Raw genomic sequence first — 24,882 nt, 5'->3', positions numbered from 1 at the left:
TTGCGCCAGTTGCGATATGATTTCCGTTGATTGGTTCCTAAAAGGCTACAAACATATGTCCGAGGCATTGAACGGCATCGGCGTTTTCGTCGCGGCGGTCGAGAGCGGCAGCTTCTCGTCGGCGGCCGAGCGACTGCATCTTTCCCGCTCGGCCGTCGCCAAGACCATTGCGCGCATCGAGGCGCGGCTGGATGTCCGGCTGTTTCACCGCACGACGCGCAGCCAGACGCTCACCGAGGACGGGCAGATCTATTACGAGCGCTGCTTGCGGGCGCTGGAGGAAATCCGTGCCGGCGAGGCGGTGCTGGAATCGGGGCGCCGCGAGGCGGTAGGGCGGTTGAGGGTTACCATGCCGGTGCTGTTCGGCCGCCGCTGCGTCGCGCCGGTCCTGGTGCGGCTGGCGCAGGCCCATCCGAAGCTGGAACTCGACCTGTCCTTCAACGACCGGGTGGTCGACGTGATCGAGGACGGTTTCGATCTGGCGATCCGCAACGGCCCGCCGGGCGATGGCGCCGGGCTGATGATGCGCCGGATCGGCTTGCAGAGGATGACCGTCTGCGCCGCGCCGGATTATCTGGCCCGGCGGGGAACGCCCGCGGAGCTGGACGATCTGCGGAGCCACGAGGCCGTGACCTACGGCCGGGCCGGGCGTGTCCGGCCCTGGCTTTTCCCGATGGAGGGCGGAAAGCCGCTGGACATCACCCCGCCGAGCCGGATGCGGTTCGAGGACATGGAAGCGATTGCCGATGCCGCTGTCGCCGGATATGGCCTCGCCTGGCTGCCCTGCTGGCTGATCCGTGAGCGGGTGCGGGCGGGATCGCTCGTGCCGCTCCTGGCCGACCAGCCGAGGCTGGTGTTCGAAAGCCACGCGCTCTGGCCACAGACCCCGCATCTGCCGCTCAGGGTGCGGCTTGCCATCGATGCGCTGGCGGCGGAACTGCCGGCGCGCGCGGAGTTCTGAGCGGCAGACCTGTTCGGAAACGGATGCGCCGGACAGCGGCCGGTCGGCCTGCTTGTCCCGATGGCACCGCTTACTTCAGCCCCTTCAGGGCCCCGGGAACCACATATTGGCTGCCGTCGTAGGTGAGCCGGATTTTCGCAGGGTCGCGGCTGGTTTCATATTGGCGGCACTGGTCGCCGTTTTCGACCTTCGAAACGGTGTAGAGAACATTTTCCGTGACAACGATATCGGCGGCCCCTTTGTGGGTACGTGAATCCATCGACAGCGTCCGTGTCGTTTTCTCGAACTCTCCCGAGCACATCGTGTCCCATTCGCCGGCGTTCTGCCGGACGACGATGCGGTCGAGAACGGGAACCAGCCGGTCGCCCTCGATGGCATAGAGCCGAAGGGTCACTTCCTCGAACGGATTGGCGCGTGAACTGCCTTCGAGGCTGAGGCGCAGGCCGAAGGCCATCTTGTCCGGGGCCAGCCGGTAGCGGGCCGTGTCGAAAGCAACGCTGCGGATCCGGATCGCATCGTCGGACATTGCGTCGTCCAGGCGCAGCCGGTGGGTGACATGGAGTGTGCGGCTGTCGAGCACCAGCAGGTCGAGAGCGCCTTCGTTGCGGTCGTCCAGCTGTTCCTTCATGAGCGGCACGGCCACCAGCATCAGTTCGGGCCGCGCAGGCCAGATGCGGCAAACGACGGCATGCGGATGGAGGCCGATATAGTCGCTCTGCGGCAAGGTGATCGTCGCGCCCTCTGCCATGAATTCGTGATCCGATGTTTTCTCGGCCGCCGGATAAGCTGCCCGGACGATATCCTCTCCCCGTGTGCCGCATTGGTTTTCCGCAGCGTGGGACACCTGCGCGCCGAGAAAAATGCCGGCGACCGCGAAAAGAGCGCCGATTGTGCCTCTCCGGCGGGAGGTTTTCATATGTCCGGGCATTGTCGTGTTCCTCGATTTTGCGTGAAGCGGTTGCATGCACCGTGTTCCACTCTCTCACATCATAAGGTTCAGCCGGCCGATTACCGGTCGCACGGCACCTGCCTGACGACAGGGTCGCCGTCATTGCCTTCGAAAGTCACCTCCTCGCAACGCGCCGACCTGTATCGCACGCCGTCGAAACGGTAGGTCGTCGTGACATATTGCCCTGATGCAACCCTTGCACTGACGCTCAGGTCGGCCCATTCGCGGTGATGCGAGGCAATCGGCCGGACGGTTCCGAAATCGCTCAGCACGACACGCCATCGGCGGTCGATCCTGTGGAGGACGGCGAAGGGGCAGTCCGGGCTGCCGCATCCGTCCCAGACGACATATTCCGGCTGCCCGTCTCCGTCGAGATGTTCCTCGCTCAGGTTGAAGTTCCAGGGTGCGTCTTCATATCCCTCTTCGAAGGGAAGCAGGCCCGGCGCAAAGCCGGCGGCGATCCGAAGCCTGCGGACGAACCAGAAAAGCTTCACGTCGTCCGGCATTTCCGTTGCCGTCGCGCCCGCCTGCCGTAGAGCGTTTGCGATGTCGTCGCGATCGAAGAGGCCGGCGATGGCCAGGGGCGGCGCGCCTGCGACGGCCACGTCCGGATCGGCGCCATGCTCCAGGAGCCGGGAGAGGATTTTCATCTCGCGGCTGCTGGCGTCCTTCGCGTCGCGTGGCTTGAGGCACCCGAAAAAGCGGTCGAGGCCGACCGGAACGGCCGCCTTTTGCAGCAGGCCGGTGGCCAGCGCCTCGTCGCCCTCGCAGATGGCTGCGGACAGCACGTTTTCCGCGTTGGCCAGGGAGACGTTCCGGCGCAGCGCCTCTGCGGCAAGATCGCCGCCGCCCTGAGATACGATGTCCGCCCACGGCAGATTTGTGAGCAGGGCGGGATCGCAATGGTCGATCAGCCATCGGGTGGCCGCATGCAGAAGCATATGCCGCGGATCGCCATCCGCGCGCTGCCCGTCGAAATAGCCGTTTCGCCAGTTGTCATAGGCTTCCGAAACGTTCAGGGCGACGCAGGCTTCGTTGGGCCGTCGATGAGTGGCGACAACCGAACGCCAGTTCGGCATCGCCGCGAGATTGGTCTGGAGCGGACTTCCGAAACGCTGAAGGGACCTGTTGAGAAGAAACGCGAACAGGCTGCCCGGCCTGTAAGCGTAACCGTCGAATGTGTCGCGGGGCAGGAGCGCGTCCAGATCGACGCCTTGCAGGATGCGGGCGACGACAGCCTTTCCTGCATCGTCGGCAGGCAGAACGGTGAGGATACTGGCGGCATGCGCCGGCCCGGGCATCATGCCGGCCGAAAAGAGCGGCTCAAGACGGGCGGGAATGGCGTCGGTCTCGGTCAGCCGGATTGCAAGCCGGAAGAGATCGAGGCAGGCTGCCGATCTTCTTTCGGCTTGTGGAACCGCCGCCAGCGCCGCCATCGCGTTTTCCCATTGTCCCTCATTGCTGTCTTGCGCCATGTCGGCAAGAACGGCGCAGCGTCTCTCCGGCGGTATATCGGCGATCAACTCGATCACGAGGCCGCGTTCGCCTGGAATGCGGCCGATCCACGTCAAGGGCAGGCCGATGGGCTCGCCCGGAACCGTCTCGAACGGCTTGTCGAGCCGAGCGCCCGACGAGATGAGAATGCGGATGATGTCGCGCGACCGATCCTTGCCCGGGGGATCGCTGTCCCTCAGTCTCTCGATCGCCTGCATCAGAAGAGGCCGTCGAGCAGGAGCGTCGATCGGGCCGGAACCCTGTTCAAGCGCCAACCGCAACGCCTCGATATCGGAATTGGCGATGGCGCGTTCTACGGCGGTCTGTTCGGCGGCCAGGGCCGGTCCGGTCAGAAGCGTGGCGACGAGCAGCATGCTTCTCAGAAACGTCGTCATCGGCCGGAATGTCCGCCATGATCGAAACAGGTGCCCGTCGGGATGCGGTTGTCCGTTTGCCATCGTTCACTGCCTTGGTCCGGGGCGTTTCCTTTTTCGTCGGAACTATGCGTCCGGCCTTTTCCGGGGCACGATCAGAATGTCCCGGATATTGCCTCCCTTGTCGCGATGGCCCCACCACAGATGCACCATGCTCCCCAGGAGAATGGCAAGGCCGAGCAGCCACAACGCCGTCGGGAAGATGAAGTATCCGGCAGCCAACAGCAGCAGGAAGCAGAGAATGAGGCAGGTGAGCGGGCCGGCACGCCTCAGCGCCATCCACCAGACAAGTGTCAGGGCGAGCGTTGCGACCGGCGTGAAGACGAACAGCGCCATATAGCCGCAAGACCCCTCGAAACATGAGCCGAAGAAGCCCGGTGCGAACAGTGGGATGACCAGAGCCAGAAACAGGGCTGACAGGGCGGCCAGCGGCAGCGAAAGCAGGATGCGTCCCAACTGCAGCGCAATGGTCGTTGCCTTGGGCGCTTCCCGAGGTGCGTTTTCTGTCGGCATGCGCATTCTTTCGGCTGTCGGGTTCGGTTCCTGTCACGCGGCGGGGTGCTGTGCGAAACACCCCGCCGCGATGCTGTTTATTCGATGTCGTCGGAATAGCGGTTGATGGGCGCGCGATCGCGCAGGTCGAGCATGGGCACTGCGCCATTCGGCAGCATGGTCGTCGGCAGTTTGCCGTCCCATTTTTCCGCCTGGGTCAGCGAAACGAGGCCGGGATTGTCCTTGAGCGCATCGCCGCGTGCCTTGATGGCCAGCGCCTCGGCATCGCCGCGAAGCCGGATCGCTTCCGCATCGGCCTGCGCCTGCAAGCGCACGGCGTCGGCTTGCGCCTGCGCGTCGGCACGCCGGGCATCCGCGTCGGCGTTGGCGCGGGTGACGGTGATTTCCGCCTGGACCTTTTCCCGCTCGGCGTTCTGACGCAGTTTCTGGACCTCGACTTCCGCCAGCATGCGCTGTTCGATGCTGGCCTCGTAAGCATCCGAGAAGTCGATATTCTCGATCTGGACGCTATCGACGATGACGGGTCCCTTCACGCTTTCCTGGATTGCCTGCGCGATCTCCAGGTTCAGCCGCCCGCGTTCCTGAATGGCGGTGACGGCGTTGAACCGCCCGAAGACGGTCTTGGTCTCCTCGAAAACCTTGCGCTCGACGAGGCGGCTCAGCAGGCCCTCTTCCGATCCGTATTGCTCGTATACGGAGGCCACCTGATCGACCGGGATGCGATAGTTGACAGACAGCTTGACGACGGCCGGCTGCTGGTCGCGGCTGTAGGCTTCCATATGTTCATAGACCGCGGCTTTGGACTGCACCGAAACGCGAACGATCGAATCGATCAACGGCAGTTTGAATCCGAGGCCCGGTTCCGCCGTTCCGGCTATCGCCCCATATCGCAGAACGACGCCGCGTTCGCCCTGATCGATCGTATACCAGGATCCGAACACGACGCTCAGAATGGCGAGCCCGACGATACCGGCAAGGATGGATGGAATGACAGATGCGATTTTCATTCATGATGCCCTGATTGTTTTCAACGGAAGATGGAATAAAACGGGTTCTGCGAAAAAGCAAAAGCAATGGGCCGTGTCAGGGCCGTTGCGAAACGGTAAACTGGTGAATTACATGATATCTGGACGATCACTCGCACTCCTGCTGGTCCTCGTTTCGGGGTTGGCGAGCCCTGCGTCTGCGGCGACGGAAACCGGCCTTTCGAAAGAAATCGGCCAGAGCGGCATTGTGGCAACGCGCGATCGGCTGCGCGCAGCCGCGACATTGTCCGACGGCGAGACATTCGCCCTTGGCGGGCTGGAAATGCTGGCCGCGGTCGAGGAAGCCTTGCAGGCACGCTGGCGTATCGGCCTGTCCGAGGATCTCGCATGGCTGCCTCTGATGCGCCTGCCGATCCCTGAGAATCCGGTGCCGGAACCGTTCGATCCGGCCGTCGTCGCGGAATCCTTCCGCAAGGCGATTGCCGGGGCCGCATCCGCCGAGGCGAGTCTCGCGCAAATTCCCGACGACAGCAGCTTCAAACTCGAAATCGACACCGCGGATCTGTGGTTCGACGTCAATGCGAATGGTGCGCGCGATCCCGGCGAGAATTTTGCTCAGGTCATGGGGCTCGCCTGGCCTGCCGATATCGGCGGGATGATCGACCCTGAAGAGGAGCCTCCCGTTCCTTCCATCATCATCCGCTTCGATCTGGCCGACGCGCATTGGCTGAAGGCCTATTCCAATCTCATCGCCGGCATCGGCGAAACCATTCTTGCCTACGATCCGACCGAGGCGATCGGCAACGTGGTCCAGTCCCGGTTGAAATTCGCGGAGCTTGGCACGATCCGGCCGGCTGGCATGTTCGATTTCGTCGGCATCGCCGATATGGTGGCAATCCTCAAGAACGCGCTGGCGCAGCAGCCGGATGCAGCGGCCCTTGCCCGGGCGCATCGTCATTTCCTGGCGATGGTGGCGGAAAACCGCACCTTCTGGCGCCTTGCCGAAGCGGAAACCGATAACGATGCCGAGTGGATCCCGAATGACCGCCAGACCTCCGCGCTCGGGCTGGAATTTCCCCAGCAGACGGCTGAGGTGTGGCAGGGCGTGCTTGCCGATGCGGAAGCCGTGCTCGAAGGCAGGCTGCTGGCGCCCTACTGGCAGCTCAACGATTTTGCCGGAATCAATGTCAGGCGCATGTTCCTCGAGCCGCGCGCGATCGATCTCCTGAACTGGGTACAGGGACAGGACGCCCTGCACTACGCGGAGAACGGAAAGGTGATGAGGCCCACGTCCTGGCGTGCCTTCGAGAGCCTGGTCATGGGCGACGCGCTCATGTACGCCATTATCCTCAACTGATGAAGATCGGGGCCCGTCGGCCGGAATGTTTCGGGCTGGTCGTCGCGCGCGGGCGGTGCGACGACCTGATCAACCGCGCAGGTTCGTCCGTGCCAGCTCGATCACCTCGTCGCCCCGGCCGCTGATGATCGCCTTCAGGAGGAACAGGCTGAAGCCCTTGGCCTGTTCGAGCTGGATCTTCGGCGGCATGACGAGTTCCTGCTTGGCGGTGACGACATCGAGCAGAACCGGCCCGTCATGGGCGAGCGCCGCCCTGACGCCCTCCTCGAGTGCGGCCGGGTCCTCGACCCGGATGCCGCGAATGCCGATCGCCTCGGCCATCGCCGCGAAATCCGGATTGTCGAGATCGGTGCCGGTGTCGAGATAGCCGGCCGTCTTCATCTCCATAGCGACGAAGCCGAGCGAGCCGTTGTTGAAGATGACGATCTTCACCGGCAGGTCGAGCTGCTTCAGCGACAACACGTCCCCCATCAGCATGGCGAAGCCGCCGTCGCCCGACAACGAGATCACCTGCCGTCCGGGAAAGGCGGCCTGCGCGCCGATGGCCTGCGGCATGGCGTTCGCCATCGAGCCGTGGTTGAACGAGCCGATCAGGCGGCGCTTGCCGTTGGTCTTCAGATAGCGCGCCGCCCAGACGGTAGGCGTGCCGACATCGGCGGTGAAGACGGCGTCGTCATCGGCCAGTTCGCTGAGAAGACGGGCAAGATGCTGCGCGTGAATGCGCGTATCGCCGGCCTTGGGCTGGGCGAGATCATCCAGCCCGGCGCGGGCATCCGCATAATCGGCCCTGGCGCCGTCGAGAAACGTCCGGTCGGAGCGCCTGCCGAGCCGTGGCAGGACGGCGGCGATGGTCGACTTGACGTCCCCGATGAGCCCGATATCGACCGGCAGGCGCCTGCCGATGGCCTCCGGGCGAATGTCGATCTGCACGATACGGGCCTTTTCGGGGTAGAAATTGCGATAGGGAAAGTCGGTGCCCAGCATGACCAGCGTGTCGCAGTTCAGCATCGCATGGTAGCCCGAGGAGAAGCCGATCAGCCCGGTCATGCCGACATCGAAGGGATTGTCCCATTCGATGTGTTCCTTGCCGCGCAGGGCATGTACCACCGGCGCGCCCAGCGTGTCGGCCAGGGCCACCACCTCGTCATGGGCGTCGGCGCAGCCGCTGCCGCACAGAAGTGTCACGGCGCCGGAGGCGTTGAGCAGCGCGGCCAGCCGGTCGATGTCCCCGGCTGCCGGGGTGACGGTCGGCGGCTTTGGAATGGAGAGGTCGACCCGCGCGCCGTCCGGCACGGATTTCAGCGCGACATCGCCCGGAAGCACGATGACGGAGACGCCCTGCTTGCCGATGGCGGTGCGGATGGCGGTTTCCAGCACGCGGGGGAATTGCTCTGGACTGGAGACGAGTTCGACATAGTGACTGCACTCGCGGAACAGTTCCTGCGGGTGCGTCTCCTGAAAGTAATTCAGGCCGATCTCCGAGGAGGGGATATGGGCGGCGATGGCCAGCACGGGCACGTGGTTGCGGTGGCAATCGTAGAGCCCGTTGATGAGATGGAGATTGCCCGGCCCGCAGCTTCCGGCGCAAACGGCCAGCTTTCCGGTGACGGCCGCCTCGCCGCCGGCGGCGAAGGCGGCGACCTCCTCGTGGCGGGTATGCATCCAGCGGATGCTGTCGAGCCGGCGCAGGCTGTCGTTGAGGCCATTCAGGCTATCGCCCGTCACGCCCCAGATGCGCTCGACGCCGACTTCGGCAAGCGTCGCGGCGAGAAAATCGGCAATCGTTCTGGTTGGCATGGTCGTTGTCCTTTCTTCGCCCTTCACCGGGCTTTGAGATAGACGCGTCCGCCGGCCTTCTTTTTTCCCGTGTCCGTCACTTGCGCAAAATATCCCTTGCGCACGAGGGTCATGAATTCGCGGCCGAGCTTTACCTTGTCACCGACGTAAAGTTCGTTCCAGTCCGGCCCATAGATTTCGGGAAAGTGAAACTCCCCGGGCGCAAGGGCCGAGATCGCCTTTTCCAGGGCCTTCAGTCGTTCTGGCTGCATGGGAACGTCTCCTTGCCATTTGTCGTCCATCAGGGAACGAGCACGGCGGCGCCCTCGAAGCGGCCGGCGCGCAGGTCGTCGAGTGCCCGGTTGGCCTCGCGCAGCGGATAGGGCGTCGTCTGGGTGACGATGCCGATCTTCGGCGCCAGGCCGAGGAAGTCGATGCCGTCCTGCCGCGTGAGGTTGGCGACGGAGACGATCTGGCGCTCCTCCCAGAGCGACGCATAGGGAAAGCTCGGTATATCGCTCATGTGGATGCCGGCGCAGACGACCCGTCCGCCTTTGCGGACGGCTTTCAGCGCTGCCGGGACGAGGCTGCCCACCGGCGCGAAGATGATGGCCGCGTCGAGCGGCTCCGGCGGGGCGTCTTCGGACGCACCGGCCCAGACGGCGCCCAGCTGCCGGGCGAAATCCTGCGTGGCGGTGTCGCCGGCGCGGGTGAAGGCGTAGACGGAACGCCCCTGCCAGCGCGCGACCTGCGCGATGATATGGGCGGCGGCGCCGAAGCCGTAGAGCCCGAGCCGTTTCGCCTCGCCCGCCATGACAAGCGAGCGCCAGCCGATGAGGCCGGCGCACAGCAGCGGCGCCAGGGCGATGTCGTCGCCATCCTCGCCGAGCGGAAAGGCGAAGCGGGCGTCGGCGATCACGGCGGTCGCATAGCCGCCGTCGCGGCTGTAGCCGGTGAACTGCGGCGCGTCGCAAAGGTTTTCGTGGTCGCTGCGGCAATAGGGGCAGACGCCGCAGGTGTGGCCGAGCCAGGGAACGCCGACGCGCTCGCCGAGCCGCAAACCGTCGACGCCTTCGCCCAGCGCATCGACACGGCCGACGATCTCATGGCCGGGGATGATCGGAACCCGGGGATCGGGGAGTTCGCCGTCGACCACATGCAGGTCGGTGCGGCAGACGCCGCAGGCGGAAATCTTCACGCGGATTTCGCCGGGACCGGGCTTCCGGTCGGGAAGCTCGGTCCAGACGAGCGGAGTGCCGATCGCATTGAGAACCATTGCGTGCATCGGAACCTCCGTATCGGCTGTCAGCGGTAGACGATGCCGCCGTCGGTCAGGATGGCCTGGCCGGTGATGTAGTCGGAATCGTCGCTGGCGAGGAAGGCGACGAGGGCCGCCACGTCCTCCGGCGTCTGGGCGCGTCCGAGCGCGATGCCCTCGACATATTTCTTGTAGGTCTCGCCCTTCGGAGCACCGGTGATTTCGGCGAAGCGCTCGTCGATCTCAACCCACATGTCGGTGCCGACGATGCCGGGGCAATAGGCGTTCACGGTAATGCCGTGGCTGGCGTATTCCTTGGCGGCGGCCTGCGTCAGCGCACGCACGGCGAACTTGGTGGCCGAATAGACGCCGAGCAGGGCGAAGCCGTCATGGCCGGCAATCGAGGAGGCATTGATGATCTTGCCCTTCTGCTTGCGGTCCTGAAATTTCTTCGCCGCCGCCTGGATGCCCCAGACCACGCCGTCGACATTGATGCGGAAGATGCGTTCCAGATCCTCCGGCACGACGTCCGCCAGCGGCTTGACCTGGGCGATGCCGGCATTATTGACGATGACGTCGAAACCGCCGAGTTCCCTCTCGGTGTGGTCGATGGCCGCATAGACATCGTCGCGCTTGCTGACGTCGGCCACGAAGGTCGTCGCCTTGCTTCCCAGCGCCTCGACCTCCTTGCGGACGTCCCCCAACTTGTCGGCCTTGACGTCGACGAGCGCGAGTTTCGCCCCGTCCTTCGCCAGCCTGAGCGCAATGCCCCTGCCGATGCCCTGACCGGCACCCGTCACCAATATCGCTTTTCCGTTCACTGACATGATCGTACTCCTTGAAAGTCTGTTTTCGTCCGACCGAAGCCGGACCGATACGGGGTCCTTCGGCGGTTTCCCGCCGAAGGATGTCAGGACGGGCTCAGAAATGCGCGTCGATGTCGACGACGTCGATGAGCTTGTGGTTGACGAACTCCTTGAGGCCGAGCCCGATCAGTTCACGGCCGTAGCCAGAACGGCGGATGCCGCCGAAGGGAAGGTCCGCCTCGACCTTTGTCGGGTGGTTGACGAAGACCATGCCGGTGGAGATCTTCTTCGCGACTTCCGCGCCGTGGGCGGTGTCGGAGGTGAAGACCGATCCGCCGAGCCCGAAGGGCGAATCGTTGGCGATGCGCACCGCGTCGTCCTCGTCCTTCGCCCTGAACAGCATGGAGACCGGGCCGAAGAATTCCCAGTAGCGGGCGGGATTGTCCTCGGCCACGTCCGTGAGGATCGTCGGCTGCACGAAGGCGCCCTGGTTCGGCACCTTCGGTCCGACTTCCTCGGCCTTCGCACCGAGTTTCACAGCCTCGCGGATCTGCTCCTTCACGTCGTCGGCGGCCTGCTGCGACGAAAGGGGCGCGAGCGTCGTCTTCGGATCGAAGGGATCGCCGGCGACAAGGCCCGCAACGCCCTTCCTGTAGCTTTCGAGGAACCGGTCGTAGACTTCATCGACGATGATCATGCGCTTGGATGAGCAGCAGACCTGGCCACCATTCCAATGTCGGCCGAAGACGGCCCATTTCGTCGTCTTTTCGAGGTCGGCGTCGGCGAGGATCACGAAGGCGTCGGCACCGCCGAGTTCCATCGTCGACTTCTTGAGCGCCTTGCCGGCCTGTGCGGCGACGATGGCGCCCGCAGCTTCGGAACCGGTCAGCGCGACGCCGTGGACGCGATCATCGTTGATGATCAGCTCGACCTGCGAGCGCGTGGCGTAAAGGTTCCTGAAGGCGCCTTCCGGCAGCCCGGCTTCCTTCATCAGCTTTTCGAAGGCCGCGGCGCTCTGCGGCACGTTGGAAGCGTGCTTGAGCAGCAGCGTGTTGCCGGCCGAAAGCTGCGGCGCGAGGATGCGGGCGATCTGGTAGTAGGGGAAGTTCCACGGCTCGATGGCCAGCAGCACGCCGAGCGGTTCATGGACGAGGATGGCCTCGCCCTCGGCCGGATCTAGGACCGGCAGTTTTTCGGGCTTGAGCAATTCCTCGGCGTTGCGCACGTAATATTCGAAGATCTTTGCCGAAAGCTCGACCTCGGCCTTCGCCTCGGCGAAGATCTTGCCCATTTCCAGCGTCAGCAGCTTGGCATAGGCATCGCTGTCGCGGCGCAGGATATCGGCCGCCTTCTGGAGGATGCCGGCGCGCATCGCGAAGGAGGTTTCCTTCCATGCCACAAAGGCGTTGTGCGCCTTGTCGATTGCGTCACGCACCTCCGCGTCCGTGGCGTCCGGGAAGGTCTTGATGGTTTCGCCCGTGTAGGGATTGATGGTTGCGTAAGCCATTTTATTCTCTTTTCGTCGGTTGTGTGTCTTAAATCTATATGGGTCAGTTTCAGCGAATTTCCCGTCTTCAGGCCCCAAGATCTTTCACGGCCTGAACCATCCGGGTCAGCACGGCCTGGGCGTCGCCATAGACCATGTTGCAGTTCTCCTCGTAGAAGAGGAGGTTCTCGACTCCTGAATACCCCTTTCCCTGTCCACGTTTTATGACATAGACCTGATGCGCCTGGTCGGCGTTGAGGATCGGCATGCCGTAGATGGGGGAGGTCTTGTCGGTGCGCGCCGCCGGGTTGACGACGTCGTTCGCCCCGATCACGAGTGCGACATCGGTATTGGCGAAGTCTGCGTTGATATCCTCCATGTCGTAGATGATGTCGTAGGGAACGCCTGCCTCTGCGAGCAGCACGTTCATGTGGCCCGGCATGCGGCCCGCGACCGGATGGATCGCGAACTTGACGTCGACGCCGGCCGCCTGGAGCAGCTTGACGAACTCGTAGAGCTTCTGCTGCGCCTGGGCGACGGCGAGGCCGTAGCCGGGAATGATGATGACGCTCGAGGCATAGCGCATGGCGATGCCCGCATCGCTCGCATCGGCGGCCTTCATCTGCCCCTGCACCTCGCCGGCACCGCCGGCGGCGGCATCACCGAAGTTCGAGAACAGCACGTTCGCCAGCGAGCGGTTCATCGCCTTCGCCATCAGGACCGTCAGCAGCGTGCCGGCCGAGCCGACCACCATGCCGGCGATCATCAGGGCCGGGTTCTGGAGCGCATAGCCTTCGAGGCCGACGGCAAGGCCGGTGAAGGCGTTGTAGAGCGAGATCACCACCGGCATGTCGGCGCCGCCGATCGGCAGCGTCATCATGATGCCGAAAGCGAGCGCGCCGAGGAAGAACAGCACGGCCAGGACCGGCAGAAGCGGGCCGTCGAAGAAGACGATGACGGCGATGCCGAGCACGACCGTCGCCGCGAAGACGAGGCCGTTGACGATCCGCTGTCCGCCAAAGCGCCACGGCTTGTCGATCTTGCCGTCGAGCTTCGCCCAGGCGATGATCGAACCGGTGAGCGAGATCGAGCCGATCAGGGCGCCGGCCACGGTCACGGCGAGGATCAGGGCGCCCGGTGCGCCGCGCGCCGACAGTTCCACCGCCGCGACGGCCGCCGCCGCGCCGCCGCCCATGCCGTTATAGAGTGCGACCATTTGCGGCATCGCGGTCATTTCCACCTTGCGGCCGCGCAGCCAGGCCCAGCCGCCGCCGATGACCAGCGCCACCGCGGCGAGCGTCAGGTTGGTGGTGAGATAGGGGCGGGCGGTTTCGGGCAGGTCGAAGATGGTCAGGAAGCTGGCCGCAACCGCGACCACCATGCCGATGCCGGCCAGGACGATGCCGATGAGCGCGGTTGCCGGCGAGGACATGCGTTTCAGGCCGAGGATGAAGAGGGCGGCGGCGAGAAGGCCGCTGAGCCCCATGATGTGTTGCGCGAACATGTCAGTCCTTCTTTCCGCCGCTGGACTTGAACATGGCGAGCATGCGGTCCGTGACCACATATCCGCCGGCGGCATTGGCGGCCCCGAGCGCGACGCCGAGGAAGCCGACGACCTGCGCGAAGAGTGAAGTGGCGTTGATGAGCGCGTGCAGCGCGCCGACCACGACGATGCCGTGGATGAAGTTCGACCCCGACATGAGAGGCGTATGGAGGATCGAGGGGACCCGGCTGATCACTTCGTAGCCGGTGAAGGCCGCGAGCATGAAGATATAGAGGGCGACGAGCCAGGTCATGGATGTGTCGATTGCCATGTGCGGTTCTCCTTATGCGTCCTTGGCCGAGGGGGCCTTTGCGGCCTCGATGCTCTCGCGGACGGTTTTGTTCCTGATCTCTCCGGCATGGGTGAGCGTGGCGCCGGCGATCACCTCGTCCTCGAAATCGAGGGCGAGCGCGCCGTCCTTGACGATCAGCCCGATGAGGTTGAGCAGGTTCTTGGCATAGAGTTCGCTCGCATGCTGGGCGAGCGCGGACGGCACGTTCAGCGGGCCGACGATGGTGGCCGGCCCGACCGTCACCGTCTCGCCGGGCTTCGTGCCCTCGCAGTTGCCGCCGCTCTCGGCGCCGAGGTCGATGATCACGGAGCCGGGTTTCATCGCGGCGATCTGCGCCGCGCCGATCAGCTTCGGCGCCGGGCGTCCCGGCACGGAGGCGGTGGTGACGATCATGTCGGCCTCGGCGATGTGCTGGCTCAGCGCCTGTTCGACGCGCGCCTTTTCCTCGGCCGTCAGTTCGCGAGCATAGCCGCCTTCGCCGCGGGCATCGACGCCGGTATCGACGAACTTGGCGCCGAGCGACTGGGCCTGTTCCCGGGTCTCCGGCCGCACGTCGTAGCCCTCGGTGATGGCGCCGAGGCGGTGGGCGGTGGCGAGCGCCGAGAGGCCGGCGACGCCGAGGCCCATGACCAGAACCTTCGCGGCCCTGAGCGAGCCGACGGCGGTGGTCATCATCGGCAGGATGCGCGGCATGTGGACGGCGCCGAGCAGCGGCGCGTAGTAGCCGGCAAGTGCTGCCTGGCTCGACAGCGCGTCCATCGACTGGGCGCGGCTGATGCGCGGGATCAGCTCCATCGCAAGCGTCGTCACCTTGCGCTCCTGAAGCGCTGCGACCAGTTCGGGGTTATTGGCGCCGTAGACGAAGGAGATCAGCACCGCGCCGGGCTTCATCGCCTTGGCCACGGCAACCGGCGGCGGCTGGACGGCGAGCACGATGTCGGCATCGGCCACCAGCTTCGTCGCTTTCGGCTCGAAGCGCGTGTCGGCATAGGTCGTGTCGGCGAAGGTCGAGGCGAGGCCCGCTCCGGACTCCATTGCAAGCACGGCGCCGAGCCGCGTCAGCCGGGAGGCCACCGCCGGAACGATCGCCACGCGCTTTTCGCCCTGACTGCTTTCCTTGAGGATGGCTATGGTGATGCTCATGGGCTTGACTACCTTTCATGACTGCCACTGCCGGCGGACCGCCGTCGCGGACCTGTCGGCCTCGTGGCGTTGAGCTTCGATCGGAGTGGCCACCGCGGGCGGCGGGGATGGCCAGGCGGCGTCATGGCGCCGGCCGATTCGGGAACAGAGAGCGGGAAAGCAATGTCGGGACGCTGCGACAGCATCTCGCCAGCCGCCCTGGGCGCCGGAACGGGACCGGCCTGCGGCAAGGCGATGTGGCGGACGATCCTGAAGTGTGCGTAGATGCTCATCGAGGAAATCCCTTCGGACTTAACCTACGCCGCCGCCTTCTATGGTAGAAATGAATTGATCGACTACTCTTCATTCTGATATGGACTTGAAATGGAATTCCGACCACTCCGCGCCTTCGTCGAAGTCGTGCGCCAGGGGGGCTTCTCCCGGGCAGCGAAGACCGTGTTCGCGACCCAGTCCACGGTCAGCAAGGCGGTGAAGCAGCTCGAGGACGAGATCGGCGTGCCGCTTCTCGACCGCATCGGGCATCGCAGCGTTCTCACCGCTGCCGGCGAGATCGTCTACCGGCGTGGCGTGAAGCTGCTTGCCGACCGGGACGATCTTCTGGCCGAACTCGACGAAATCCGCGGCCTGAAGCGCGGCGTCCTGCGCCTCGGCCTTCCGCCCGTCGGCAGTAGCACCCTGTTCGCGCCGCTTTTCGCCGTCTACCGCCAGCGTTACCCCGGCATCGAGGTCCGGCTCGACGAGCATGGCAGCGAAGAGCTGGAGGAAATGCTGCGCAACGGCGATCTCGACTTTGCCGGCGCGCTTTTGTCGCAGTCACGGGAGTTCGACTGGGAGCCCGTCCGCCGCGAGCCGCTGGTCGCGCTTCTGCCGCGCAACAATCCGCTTTGTGCAAGGCCTTCGGTGTCGCTGACGGATGTCCGGGACATTCCCTTCATCATCTTCGACAGCGGCTTCTCGCTGCACCGGATCATCCTCGACGCCAGCCGGCGGGCGGGGTTCGAGCCGACTATTGCCGCGCGCAGCAGCCAGATCGATTTCATGATCGAACTCGTCGGCGCGGGGCTCGGCACCGCCTTTCTGCCGCGCATGATCGCGGCGCAACGGCGCCATCCCGCGGTGCGCCACGTCCTGCTCGACGAGCCGGATACGGAATGGATCATGGCGATGGCCTGGAGGCGGGGCGCCTATCTTTCGGGCGCCGCCAGGGCATGGCTCGATCTGGTGCGGGAGATTCATGTCGACGATCAGGGACGACAGGATCGCAGCATTCCTTCTATCACTTGATCGAAGTCATATAATTCATTTCCATCATGCTATCGCCGTGGCGTAGGTTGAGCCCTATTTCTAGGACATCGTCGTGTGGCGCGCGATCAGATCGGCGCGCGGGGAGATTCGCCCTGTTGCCGGTGGAGACGGCCAAGCGCGCCGTCCGCAAAAGGAGGCAGGAAACCATCATGACATCCGTTACAGTTCCTTCGCTCACGCTGAACGATGGCGTCGCCATTCCCGCGATCGGTTTCGGCACATACAAGCTCAACGGTGCCGAGGGCGTCGAAGCCATCGCCGCGGCGATCAGGAATGGCTACCGCCTGCTCGATTCCGCCTTCAACTACGAGAATGAAGGCTGTCTCGGCGCTGGCATCCGGGCGGCGGGCGTGCCGCGGGAGACGCTGCGCGTCACCTCCAAGCTGCCGGGCCGGCACCACCGTTTCGCGGAGGCCATCGCCACGATCGAGGAATCGCTCTACCGGGCGCAGCTGGATTACTACGATATCTACCTCATCCACTGGCCCAATCCGGCTCAGGGTCTCTATGTCGAAGCCTGGCAGGCGCTGATCGAGGCGCGAAAGCGCGGTCTGGTCCGCTCCATCGGCGTGTGCAATTTCCTGCCGGCCCATCTCGAAAGGATCATGCGCGAGACCGGAACGGTGCCGGCGATCAATCAGGTGGAACTGCATCCCTATTTCCCGCAGGCGGAGCAATACGCCTTCGACAAGGCCCACGGCATCGTCACCGAATCCTGGAGCCCCCTCGGACGCGCCAACCAGCTTCTTCAGGAACCCGTCATCAAGGCCATAGCGGACCGCCTCGGTCGTTCGCTCGCTCAGGTGATCCTGCGCTGGCATGTCCAGGTCGGCGCGGTTCCGCTGCCGAAGGCGGCCGGCAGCGCGCGGCAGATCGAGAACCTGTCGATCTTCGATTTCGAGCTTTCGCCGGCCGACATGGCCTCGATCGCCACGCTCGCCCGCCCGGACGGACGCACCTTCGATCAGGATCCGGCCCGCTACGAAGAATTCTGATCCGGCCGGAAGCCGGGTTGCGGATCGGGATCGCCGGCCCTCATGCGGGGCGGTCGCTTGACGGTCCTGGGTTTCGCGCCGAGATCATTCTCCATGCCCTGCGGATCATCTCTTCGTGGACCATCTTCTCCGTCATCGGTAGCGGAAAAGTGCGGCGTCGGGGTCGGGCTTGCCCGTGACCCAGGCGGTGATGATCTGGGCGGCGATCATCGAGAAGGTGATGCCGTTGCCGCCGAAGCCCATGACCGCGAAGGTGCGTTCGCATCCCGGCACGCGGTCGATGATCGGCAGTCCGTCGTCGGTGACGCTGAACGGCGCCGACCACGTATAGGCGGGCCGGCCGATGCGGATGCCGGTGAGGGCGTGCAGCTTTTCCGAGATGATCGCGACCTTTCGCTTCAGTTTCGCCGGGTCGGAATTGGTGCCGGCGGCCTCCTCGTCCTCGCCGCCCGCGACGATGCGGCCCGCCTCGTCGGTGCGGAAATAGAGATAGGGGTCCGAGGCTTCCCAGACGATGGTCTCTTTCAGCCAGCCGGGAAGACCCGGAAGCGGCCTGGAGGCCAGCGCCCATGTCGAGGTGACGTGATGCGATTTCGTCTTCATCTGCGGCAGGTATTCGTAGCCGGTGCAGAAGACTGCGTGTTCCGCGACCAGAACCTCGCCCGCCCGCGTAGCCAGCGCCACGCCGCCGGGAAGCTCGGCCATGTCGCTGACTTCGACCGGCGAGACGAGCCGCGCCTTGCGCGACAGGGCCGCCTGCAGAAGGCCCGCCGCCAGTTGCGCCGGATTGGCGGAGGCGGAATCCTGCGACAGGATCGCCGCCGGGCGGTCGAGGCCGAAGCGCTCGACCAGCGCGGCACGCCTGAGATATTCGGCGCGGATGCCGATTTCTTCGCGCGCTTCGGCCTCGGCGGCCAGAGCCCGAGGGCCCATGTCGTCGCCGGCAAGGTAGATCGCGGGTTTCGGGCGCATCTGGCAGTCGAGCTTCAGTTTCCGCGTCAGATCGATGAGATCGTTCACCGCCCGCGCCGAGCGCAGCCATGCTGCATCGGCCTTCGCCTTGCCGATCTTGCGGCGCAGCCGGGTCAGTTGCATGTCGATCTCGTGCTGGATCATGGCGGTGGAAGCAGGGGTGGAACCGCGCACCGCCGGCCGGCGGTCGAGGATCAGCACCGATTTTCCCGCCCGCGTCAGCGCCTCGGCCACCAGTGCGCCGCTGATCCCGGCCCCGACGACGATCACGTCGAAACGGTCCCGCGTCAGCGTCGGGTCGGCCTTCACCGTGGAATGCGGAGTTTTCACCCAGAAGGGCGTGCCGGTGCGCAGGTCGTCCTTGCGGGTGGCGGCGTCGTGGTCGGGCATCGTTCCTGCCTTCTGTCGAGAGTCGAAATCCGGCGCAGGCCGCGCGGTATGGTTGCGACCAGCCGGCACTCAAACGCCAGCCTTCTCCCTTTGGTTCCATGCCGGAAGCCCATCGTCCGCCGTCATCCCGAGCGGCCGTCAGAAGGGACTGGACTTCCGAGCCGTTCGGGATGACGGCGGAAGGGATCGGAAATCTCGCACGTGATCGATCAGGGCCCGCATCTTGGGCGCCATGTTGCGGCGTTGGGGGAAATAGAGGAAGAAGCCGGGGAAGGGCGGCAGGAAGCCTTGCAGAAGCGGCACGAGTTCGCCGGTTTCCACGAACGGCCGGAAGGTTTCCTCCGGTGCGAAGGTGATGCCGCCGCCGGCAAGTGCGGTGCGCAGCATCAGGCGCAGGTCGTTGGTGGTGATCTGCGGCTCGACCGCCACATCGAAGGGGACGCCGTTCTCCTCGAACTCCCAGCGGTAGGGCGCGACGTTCGGCGCGGGGCGCCAGCCGATGCAGCGATGACGGACGAGATCGCGCGGATGCGCCGGCGCGCCGTGGGCCGCGAGATAGGCGGGGGCCGCGACGACCGTTTCGCGCTGGTCGCCGGTCAGGGGGATCGCGATCATGTCCTGTTCGATCACCTCGCCCAGCCGCACGCCCGCGTCGTAGCCGGCGGCGACGATGTCGAACTCTTCGTCCGTGACCGTGACATCGATGGTGATGCCGGGGTGAGCCGCCGCGAAGGATGCGATGAGCGGGCCCGACAGAAACCGCTCCGCGATCGAGGTGGCGGCGATCCGCAGGAGCCCGCGCGGCGCATTCTCGGCGGCCACGCCCTCAAGCGCCGTGCCGATATCCGCAAGCGGCCGGGAGAGGGCCTCGTGCAGACGCTCGCCCGCTTCCGTGAGACGCACCGAGCGCGTCGTGCGCATGACCAGCGCCGTGCCGAAGGCATCTTCAAGCCGCCGGATTCCCTGGCTGACGGCCGAGCGGGTCACGCCGAGGCGGTCGGCGGCGGCGCGGAAATTGTGTTCTTCCGCAACGGCCAGGAAAAGCGGCAGCAGGTTCAGGTCCATCTTCATTGTTCAGCCGAGCTAACCATCCAGTCAAGCAGATGACGGATACCAGCAACAGTCGCGAGCGTCCATCTTCTCCCTGAAATCGAACAGGGAGTCTGACATGGACAAGATCATTCTGATCACCGGCGCCTCCAGCGGCATCGGCGAGGGCATCGCCAGGGAACTTGGCGCCGCCGGCGCGAAGGTGCTTTTGGGCGCGCGCCGGCTGGACCGCATCGAAACCATCGCCGCCGAGATCCGGGAGGCGGGCGGAACCGCCGAGGCCCGGCCGCTGGACGTGACCGACCGCCGGTCGATGGCCGCCTTTGCGCAGGCCGCGGTGGAGATATGGGGACGCATCGACGTTCTGGTCAACAATGCCGGTGTGATGCCGCTCTCGCCGCTCTCCGCCGGCAAGCAGGACGAGTGGGAGCGCATGGTGGACGTGAACATCAAGGGCGTGCTCTGGGGCATCGGCGCCGTGCTGCCGGCGATGGAGGCGCAGGGCAGCGGCCAGATCATCAATATCGGCTCCATCGGCGCGCTGTCGGTGGTGCCGACGGCGGCCGTCTACTGTGCGACGAAATTCGCGGTGCGGGCCATCTCGGACGGGCTGCGGCAGGAAAGCACGAAGATCCGTGTCACCTGCGTCAATCCCGGCGTCGTGGAAAGCGAACTCGCCTCGACCATCACCCATGAAGAGACGATGGCGGTGATGGATGCCTATCGCGCCGTTGCGCTCCAGCCTGCCGATATCGCCCGCGCGGTCCGGCATGTGATCGAGGCGCCGCCGGGCGTCGACACCAGCGAAATCACCATCCGGCCGACCGCATCGGGCAATTGATGCGGCGCGCGCCGATCCTGTCAGTAACCTTGAAAGAATGGAGCGAACCCAATGACCTTTGCCTTACCGACCGGAAACAGTGCGGCCGCCGGCCGCAATCTGCTGCTCGCACTCGTCTTCGTTGCGGCGATCACGCCGGCGCAGGCCGAGACCGCCCCCGGGGGCGGTGTCGAGGCCCGCAACGAAGCCATCGTGCGCGAAGCCTTCGAGGGATGGGCGACCCGCGGCGGCAATGTCTTCGATCTCCTGTCGCCCGATGTACGCTGGACGATCCACGGTTCGGGCCCGGTGGCCGATACCTATCACGGCGTCGAGGATTTCGTACAACGGGGATCGCGTCCCCTCGTCAGCCGTCTTGCGACGCCGCTGACGCCGGAATTGCACCATGTCTGGGCCGTGGGAGACAGGGTCATCATCCGCTTCGACGCCTCGGCCACCACGACCTCGGGCGCACCCTACAACAACCGGTTCGTCTGGATCTTCCGGATGGAGGACGGTTCCGTGGTCGAGGCCGAGGCCTTCCTCGATCTCGTCGCCTATCAGGAGGTCGTCGACAACAACGAGCCGCGCCAGCAATGACGAACCCGGCCCGAGGTGAGCATATACACGAAACGAGGAACTCGACCATGCAGCATACCCTTGCCGCGGTGATCACGGCCGCGCTTCTGGCCCAGCCGGTGCAGGCCGGGGAAGCCGGTTTGCAGGCCGATCACCCCTATGCCGGCCTCTGGGTCACGCAGGATGGCCGCATCCGTCACGAACTCCTGCCCAACGGCCGTTATGTCGAGGCGCGCGGGACGCGCGAGCGCGCCTACGAGGGACGCTACGAAGTGACCGGCACGCATATCGAATACTGGGACGATACCGGCTTCACCGCCGATGGCGACTTCATCGACGGTGTCCTGCATCACGCCGGCATGATCCTCTATCGCCGGTAGCGAAGGCGATCCCCGGCGGGTTCGATGCTCGACGCCGCAGGTGGGGCCTGCGGCGTCGAAGGGGCTGGATGCCATTCCATCCGGTGCGTCCGCCGCCTCCGTCCTTGCGATCAGCGCTCCTGGACGGCGGGGGCGGGGGAGGGGGCCGGCGCTGTCTCTTCGGCGTGGCCGTGGCGGGCGAGCGGACGGTTGCCGGCGATCCGCCTGACCAGCACATAGAAGACCGGCGTCATGAAGATGCCGAAGAACGTCACCCCGATCATGCCGGAAAACACCGCGACACCCATCGCCGCACGCATTTCCGCGCCTGCGCCGGTGGAGACGATCAGCGGCACGACGCCCATGATGAAGGCCATCGACGTCATCAGGATCGGGCGAAGGCGCAGCCGGCTGGCCTCGATGGCCGCCTGAACCGGGCTGCGTCCCTCGAATTCCAGCTCGCGGGCGAATTCCACGATCAGGATGGCGTTCTTCGCCGAAAGCCCGACGAGAACGACGAGGCCGATCTGGGTGAAGATGTTGTTGTCGCCGCCCGTCAGCCACACGCCGAAGAGCGCGGCTAGCACGCTCATCGGCACGATCAGGATGATCGCCACCGGAAGCGCGAGGCTTTCATACTGTGCGGCCAGCACGAGGAAGACGAGAAGCAGGGCCAGCGGAAAGACGATGAGGCTGGAATCGCCGGCGATGATCTGCTGGTAGGTCAGGTCCGTCCATTCGAAATCGATGCCGGCGGGCAGCGTCTCGGCCGCGATGCGCTCGACGGCGGCCTGCGCCTGGCCGGAGGAGAAGCCGGGTGCTGGCGTGCCGTTGATATCGGCGGAGAGGAAGCCGTTGTAGCGCGTCGTGCGTTCAGGGCCGGTCGTGGCGTCGACCTTGAGAAGCGCGGACAGCGGAACCATCTCGCCATTTGTCGAACGCACCTTGAGCTGGCCGATGTCCTCCGGCTTGGCGCGGTAGGCGGCGTCGGCCTGGGCGCGGACGCTGTAGGTCCGCCCGAAGGCGTTGAAGTCGTTGACGTAGAGCGAGCCGAGATAGATCTGCAACGTTTCGAACACATCCGTCACCGCCACGCCGAGCTGTTCGGCGCGGGTGCGGTCGAGGTCGGCGTAAAGCTGCGGCACGTTGATCTGGTAGGACGAGAAGATGCCGGCCAGTTCCGGCGTTTCGTAGGCCCGGGCGATGAAAGCCTTCGTCGTTTCGTCCAGCATCTCGTCGCCGAAACCGGCGCGATCCTCGATCTGGAGCTTGAAGCCGCCCGTGGAGCCGAGGCCGTTGACCGGCGGCGGCGGGAACATGGCGATGAAGGCGTCCTGTATCTCTGCATAGCGCTGGTTGAGCTGCATGGCGATGGCACCGCTGGACAGGTCCGGCGTCTTGCGGTCCTCGAAGTCGTCGAGAACGGCGAAGATGACGCCGGCATTGGAGCCGATGGTGAAGCCGTTGATGTTGAGGCCGGGGAAGGCCAGCGCGTGCTTGACGCCCGGCTGCGTCAGGGTGATCTCGCTCATCCGCTTGATCACGTCTTCCGTGCGGTCGAGCGTCGCGCCGTCCGGAAGCTGGGCGAAGCCGATCAGGTATTGCTTGTCCTGCGCGGGCACGAAACCGCCCGGCACGGCGTTGAAAGCCGCATAGGTCGCGCCGATGAGGACGAGATAGACGCCCATGACCACGCTCTTGCGCGAGACGAGCCTGCCGACGCCGCGGCCGTAGGCGCCCGAAACGGAGCCGAAGCCGCGGTTGAACAGCCGGAAGAAGCCGCCGAGCACCCTGTCCATGCCGCGCGTAAGCCAGTCCTTCGGCGCGTGGTGGTCCTTGAGCAGAAGGGCCGCGAGCGCCGGAGAGAGCGTCAGCGAATTGATGGCCGAAATCACCGTGGAGATGGCGATGGTCAGGGCGAACTGCCGGTAGAACTGGCCGGACAGGCCGGTGATGAAGGCGAGCGGCACGAAGACCGCGACGAGCACCAGCGCGATGGCGATGATCGGGCCCGACACTTCCCGCATGGCGCGGTAGGTCGCCTCGCGCGGCGAAAGCCCGTTCTCGATATTGCGCTCGACGTTCTCGACCACGACGATGGCGTCGTCCACCACGATGCCGATGGCCAGCACGAGGCCGAACAGGGTGAGTGCGTTGATCGAGAAGCCGAAGGCATACATGACGGCGAAGGTGCCGATGACCGAAACGGGAACGGCGATCAGCGGAATGATCGAGGCCCGCCAGGTCTGGAGGAAGAGAATGACGACGAGCACCACCAGCGCGACGGCTTCCAGCAGCGTGTCGATCACCTTGTCGATGGAGGCGCGCACGAAATTCGTCGTGTCGTAGACGATGTCGTAGCGCACGCCTTCCGGCATGGCCACCTGGAGATCGGCCATCGCCGCCTGCACGGAATCCGAAATGGCGATGGCGTTCGAGCCGGGCGCCTGGAACACCGGGATGGCGACGGCCGGATCGCCGTCGAGCAGAGAGCGCAGCGTATAGTCGGCCGCACCAAGCTCGATGCGCGCCACGTCCCTAAGCCGGGTGATCGCGCCGTCCGCCCCGGTCCTGACGATGATCTCGCCGAACTCCTCCGGCGTTTCCAGCCGCCCTTGAGCATTGACGTTGAGTTGCAGGTCGACGCCCGGCACGGACGGCGACGCGCCGATGATGCCGGCGGCGGCCTGAACGTTCTGCTGGCGGATGGCGCTGGTGATGTCGCCGGCGGCAAGCCCGTGCTCGGCGGCCTTCTGCGGATCGATCCACACGCGCATGGAATAGTCGCCGGCGCCGAACACCTGCACCTGGCCGACACCCTCGATGCGGGCGAGCCGGTCCTTGACGTTGAGCGTGGCGTAGTTGCGCAGATAGGTCAGGTCGTAGCGGCCGCCTTCGGAAACGAGATGCACGACCATCATCAGGTCGGGCGAACTCTTGACGGTGGTCAGGCCCAGCGCCCGCACTTCCGCGGGCAGGCGCGGTTCGGCCTGCGCCACGCGGTTCTGCACGAGCTGCTGCGCCTTGTCCGGGTCGGTGCCGAGCCTGAAGGTGACGGTCAGCGTCAGCACCCCGTCCGAGGTCGCCTGGCTCGACATGTAAAGCATGCCCTCGACGCCGTTGATCTGTTCCTCCAGCGGGGTTGCGACGGTTTCGGCGATCACCGATGGGTTCGCGCCGGGATAGGAGGCGCGCACGACGATGGAGGGAGGCACGACGTCTGGGTATTCGGCGATCGGCAGGGCGCGCAGGCCGATCAGCCCGGCGACCATGATGAGGACCGACAGCACGGCGGCAAAGACCGGCCTGTCGATGAAGAAGCGGGAGATGTTCATTTGCGAAGCCCTCCGGGCTTTGAACGATGGACGAGGCCGGACGCGTCCGGCCGAGGGAGCCGGACCGGGTGTCATGACC

At 65.3% G+C, this 24,882-nt stretch carries 22 protein-coding genes; 7 read left to right on the top strand and 15 right to left on the bottom strand.

From position 1 onward, the window contains the following. The first annotated feature begins 55 nt into the window (after window positions 1–55). The gene (locus NOF55_RS08110; protein WP_306410839.1) at window positions 56–961 is read left to right on the top strand and encodes a LysR family transcriptional regulator; all 906 of its coding nucleotides are present in this window, start codon (window positions 56–58) and stop codon (window positions 959–961) included. 70 nt (window positions 962–1,031) lie between these two features. On the opposite strand, the gene NOF55_RS08105 is transcribed toward NOF55_RS08110, so the two are convergent. The 4 genes from NOF55_RS08105 to NOF55_RS08090 form a co-directional block, all read right to left on the bottom strand. Next, complete coding sequence (locus NOF55_RS08105; protein WP_306410838.1) at window positions 1,032–1,709, bottom strand: PA3715 family protein; 678 nt, start codon at window positions 1,707–1,709, stop codon at window positions 1,032–1,034. A gap of 260 nt (window positions 1,710–1,969) precedes the next feature. Next, on the bottom strand, window positions 1,970–3,799 hold the full coding sequence (locus NOF55_RS08100) for an ankyrin repeat domain-containing protein (RefSeq protein ID WP_306410837.1): 1,830 nt from the start codon (window positions 3,797–3,799) through the stop codon (window positions 1,970–1,972). A 105-nt stretch (window positions 3,800–3,904) separates the two neighbouring features. Then, the gene (locus tag NOF55_RS08095; RefSeq protein ID WP_306410836.1) at window positions 3,905–4,351 is read right to left on the bottom strand and encodes a hypothetical protein; all 447 of its coding nucleotides are present in this window, start codon (window positions 4,349–4,351) and stop codon (window positions 3,905–3,907) included. Window positions 4,352–4,428: 77 nt separating this feature from the next. Next, entirely contained in the window at window positions 4,429–5,358 is a 930-nt protein-coding gene (locus NOF55_RS08090; protein ID WP_306410835.1) for a prohibitin family protein, read from the bottom strand. 103 nt (window positions 5,359–5,461) lie between these two features. Here NOF55_RS08090 and NOF55_RS08085 point away from each other — a divergent pair, with 103 nt between their 5' ends. Next, window positions 5,462–6,694: a hypothetical protein gene (locus tag NOF55_RS08085; RefSeq protein WP_306410834.1), complete on the top strand. Its 1,233-nt coding sequence runs from the start codon at window positions 5,462–5,464 to the stop codon at window positions 6,692–6,694. Between the two features lie 69 nt (window positions 6,695–6,763). On the opposite strand, the gene poxB is transcribed toward NOF55_RS08085, so the two are convergent. From poxB to NOF55_RS08045, 8 genes are all read right to left on the bottom strand, one after another. Beyond that, window positions 6,764–8,491, bottom strand: a complete 1,728-nt coding sequence (poxB, locus tag NOF55_RS08080) for a ubiquinone-dependent pyruvate dehydrogenase (RefSeq protein WP_306410833.1) — start codon at window positions 8,489–8,491, stop codon at window positions 6,764–6,766. A gap of 23 nt (window positions 8,492–8,514) precedes the next feature. Further along, window positions 8,515–8,772, bottom strand: a complete 258-nt coding sequence (locus NOF55_RS08075) for a DUF1413 domain-containing protein (RefSeq protein WP_306410832.1) — start codon at window positions 8,770–8,772, stop codon at window positions 8,515–8,517. Continuing rightward, on the bottom strand, window positions 8,772–9,755 hold the full coding sequence (locus NOF55_RS08070; RefSeq protein WP_306410831.1) for a zinc-dependent alcohol dehydrogenase family protein: 984 nt from the start codon (window positions 9,753–9,755) through the stop codon (window positions 8,772–8,774). Before NOF55_RS08070 ends, NOF55_RS08075 begins: the two co-directional genes overlap by 1 nt. A gap of 20 nt (window positions 9,756–9,775) precedes the next feature. Continuing rightward, the gene (locus tag NOF55_RS08065) at window positions 9,776–10,555 is read right to left on the bottom strand and encodes an acetoin reductase (protein ID WP_306410830.1); all 780 of its coding nucleotides are present in this window, start codon (window positions 10,553–10,555) and stop codon (window positions 9,776–9,778) included. Window positions 10,556–10,649: 94 nt separating this feature from the next. Continuing rightward, on the bottom strand, window positions 10,650–12,041 hold the full coding sequence (locus NOF55_RS08060) for an NAD-dependent succinate-semialdehyde dehydrogenase (protein ID WP_306410829.1): 1,392 nt from the start codon (window positions 12,039–12,041) through the stop codon (window positions 10,650–10,652). A 67-nt stretch (window positions 12,042–12,108) separates the two neighbouring features. Continuing rightward, window positions 12,109–13,524 carry an NAD(P)(+) transhydrogenase (Re/Si-specific) subunit beta gene (locus NOF55_RS08055; protein ID WP_306410828.1) on the bottom strand — a complete coding sequence of 472 codons (1,416 nt, stop codon included), beginning with the start codon at window positions 13,522–13,524 and terminating at the stop codon, window positions 12,109–12,111. A gap of 1 nt (window position 13,525) precedes the next feature. Further along, window positions 13,526–13,834: an NAD(P) transhydrogenase subunit alpha part 2 gene (locus NOF55_RS08050; RefSeq protein ID WP_306410827.1), complete on the bottom strand. Its 309-nt coding sequence runs from the start codon at window positions 13,832–13,834 to the stop codon at window positions 13,526–13,528. A gap of 12 nt (window positions 13,835–13,846) precedes the next feature. Further along, entirely contained in the window at window positions 13,847–14,998 is a 1,152-nt protein-coding gene (locus NOF55_RS08045) for an NAD(P) transhydrogenase subunit alpha (protein ID WP_306410826.1), read from the bottom strand. A 363-nt stretch (window positions 14,999–15,361) separates the two neighbouring features. Here NOF55_RS08045 and NOF55_RS08040 point away from each other — a divergent pair, with 363 nt between their 5' ends. Together NOF55_RS08040 and NOF55_RS08035 are read left to right on the top strand one after the other, a co-directional pair. Then, window positions 15,362–16,282, top strand: coding sequence for a LysR family transcriptional regulator (locus NOF55_RS08040; protein ID WP_306410825.1), 921 nt, complete (start codon window positions 15,362–15,364; stop codon window positions 16,280–16,282). 170 nt (window positions 16,283–16,452) lie between these two features. Continuing rightward, window positions 16,453–17,298, top strand: coding sequence for an aldo/keto reductase (locus NOF55_RS08035; protein ID WP_306410824.1), 846 nt, complete (start codon window positions 16,453–16,455; stop codon window positions 17,296–17,298). 132 nt (window positions 17,299–17,430) lie between these two features. Here the strand turns inward: NOF55_RS08035 and NOF55_RS08030 are convergent, their stop codons facing one another. Next, window positions 17,431–18,660, bottom strand: coding sequence for an NAD(P)/FAD-dependent oxidoreductase (locus NOF55_RS08030; RefSeq protein WP_306410823.1), 1,230 nt, complete (start codon window positions 18,658–18,660; stop codon window positions 17,431–17,433). 138 nt (window positions 18,661–18,798) lie between these two features. Beyond that, window positions 18,799–19,731, bottom strand: a complete 933-nt coding sequence (locus NOF55_RS08025; protein WP_306410822.1) for a LysR family transcriptional regulator — start codon at window positions 19,729–19,731, stop codon at window positions 18,799–18,801. Window positions 19,732–19,828: 97 nt separating this feature from the next. Between NOF55_RS08025 and NOF55_RS08020 the strand changes: the two genes are divergently transcribed. The 3 genes from NOF55_RS08020 to NOF55_RS08010 are packed head-to-tail and all read left to right on the top strand — an operon-like array spanning window position 19,829 to window position 21,489. Beyond that, complete coding sequence (locus NOF55_RS08020; protein WP_306410821.1) at window positions 19,829–20,551, top strand: SDR family oxidoreductase; 723 nt, start codon at window positions 19,829–19,831, stop codon at window positions 20,549–20,551. A gap of 51 nt (window positions 20,552–20,602) precedes the next feature. Then, window positions 20,603–21,130 (top strand): nuclear transport factor 2 family protein, encoded by a 528-nt coding sequence (locus tag NOF55_RS08015; RefSeq protein ID WP_306410820.1) that lies wholly within the window; start codon window positions 20,603–20,605, stop codon window positions 21,128–21,130. Window positions 21,131–21,177: 47 nt separating this feature from the next. Beyond that, window positions 21,178–21,489: an Atu4866 domain-containing protein gene (locus NOF55_RS08010; RefSeq protein ID WP_306410819.1), complete on the top strand. Its 312-nt coding sequence runs from the start codon at window positions 21,178–21,180 to the stop codon at window positions 21,487–21,489. A gap of 110 nt (window positions 21,490–21,599) precedes the next feature. Here the strand turns inward: NOF55_RS08010 and NOF55_RS08005 are convergent, their stop codons facing one another. Beyond that, a complete protein-coding gene (locus NOF55_RS08005; RefSeq protein ID WP_306410818.1) occupies window positions 21,600–24,803 on the bottom strand; it encodes an efflux RND transporter permease subunit in 3,204 nt (1,067 codons plus the stop codon). Between the last annotated feature and the right edge of the window lie 79 nt (window positions 24,804–24,882).

The sequence above is a fragment of the Ectorhizobium quercum genome, assembly GCF_026552795.1.
Lineage (GTDB): Bacteria > Pseudomonadota > Alphaproteobacteria > Rhizobiales > Rhizobiaceae > Ectorhizobium > Ectorhizobium quercum.
The sequence above is the reverse complement of the archived record's forward strand: the minus strand, read 5'-3'. Positions and strand labels throughout refer to the sequence as shown.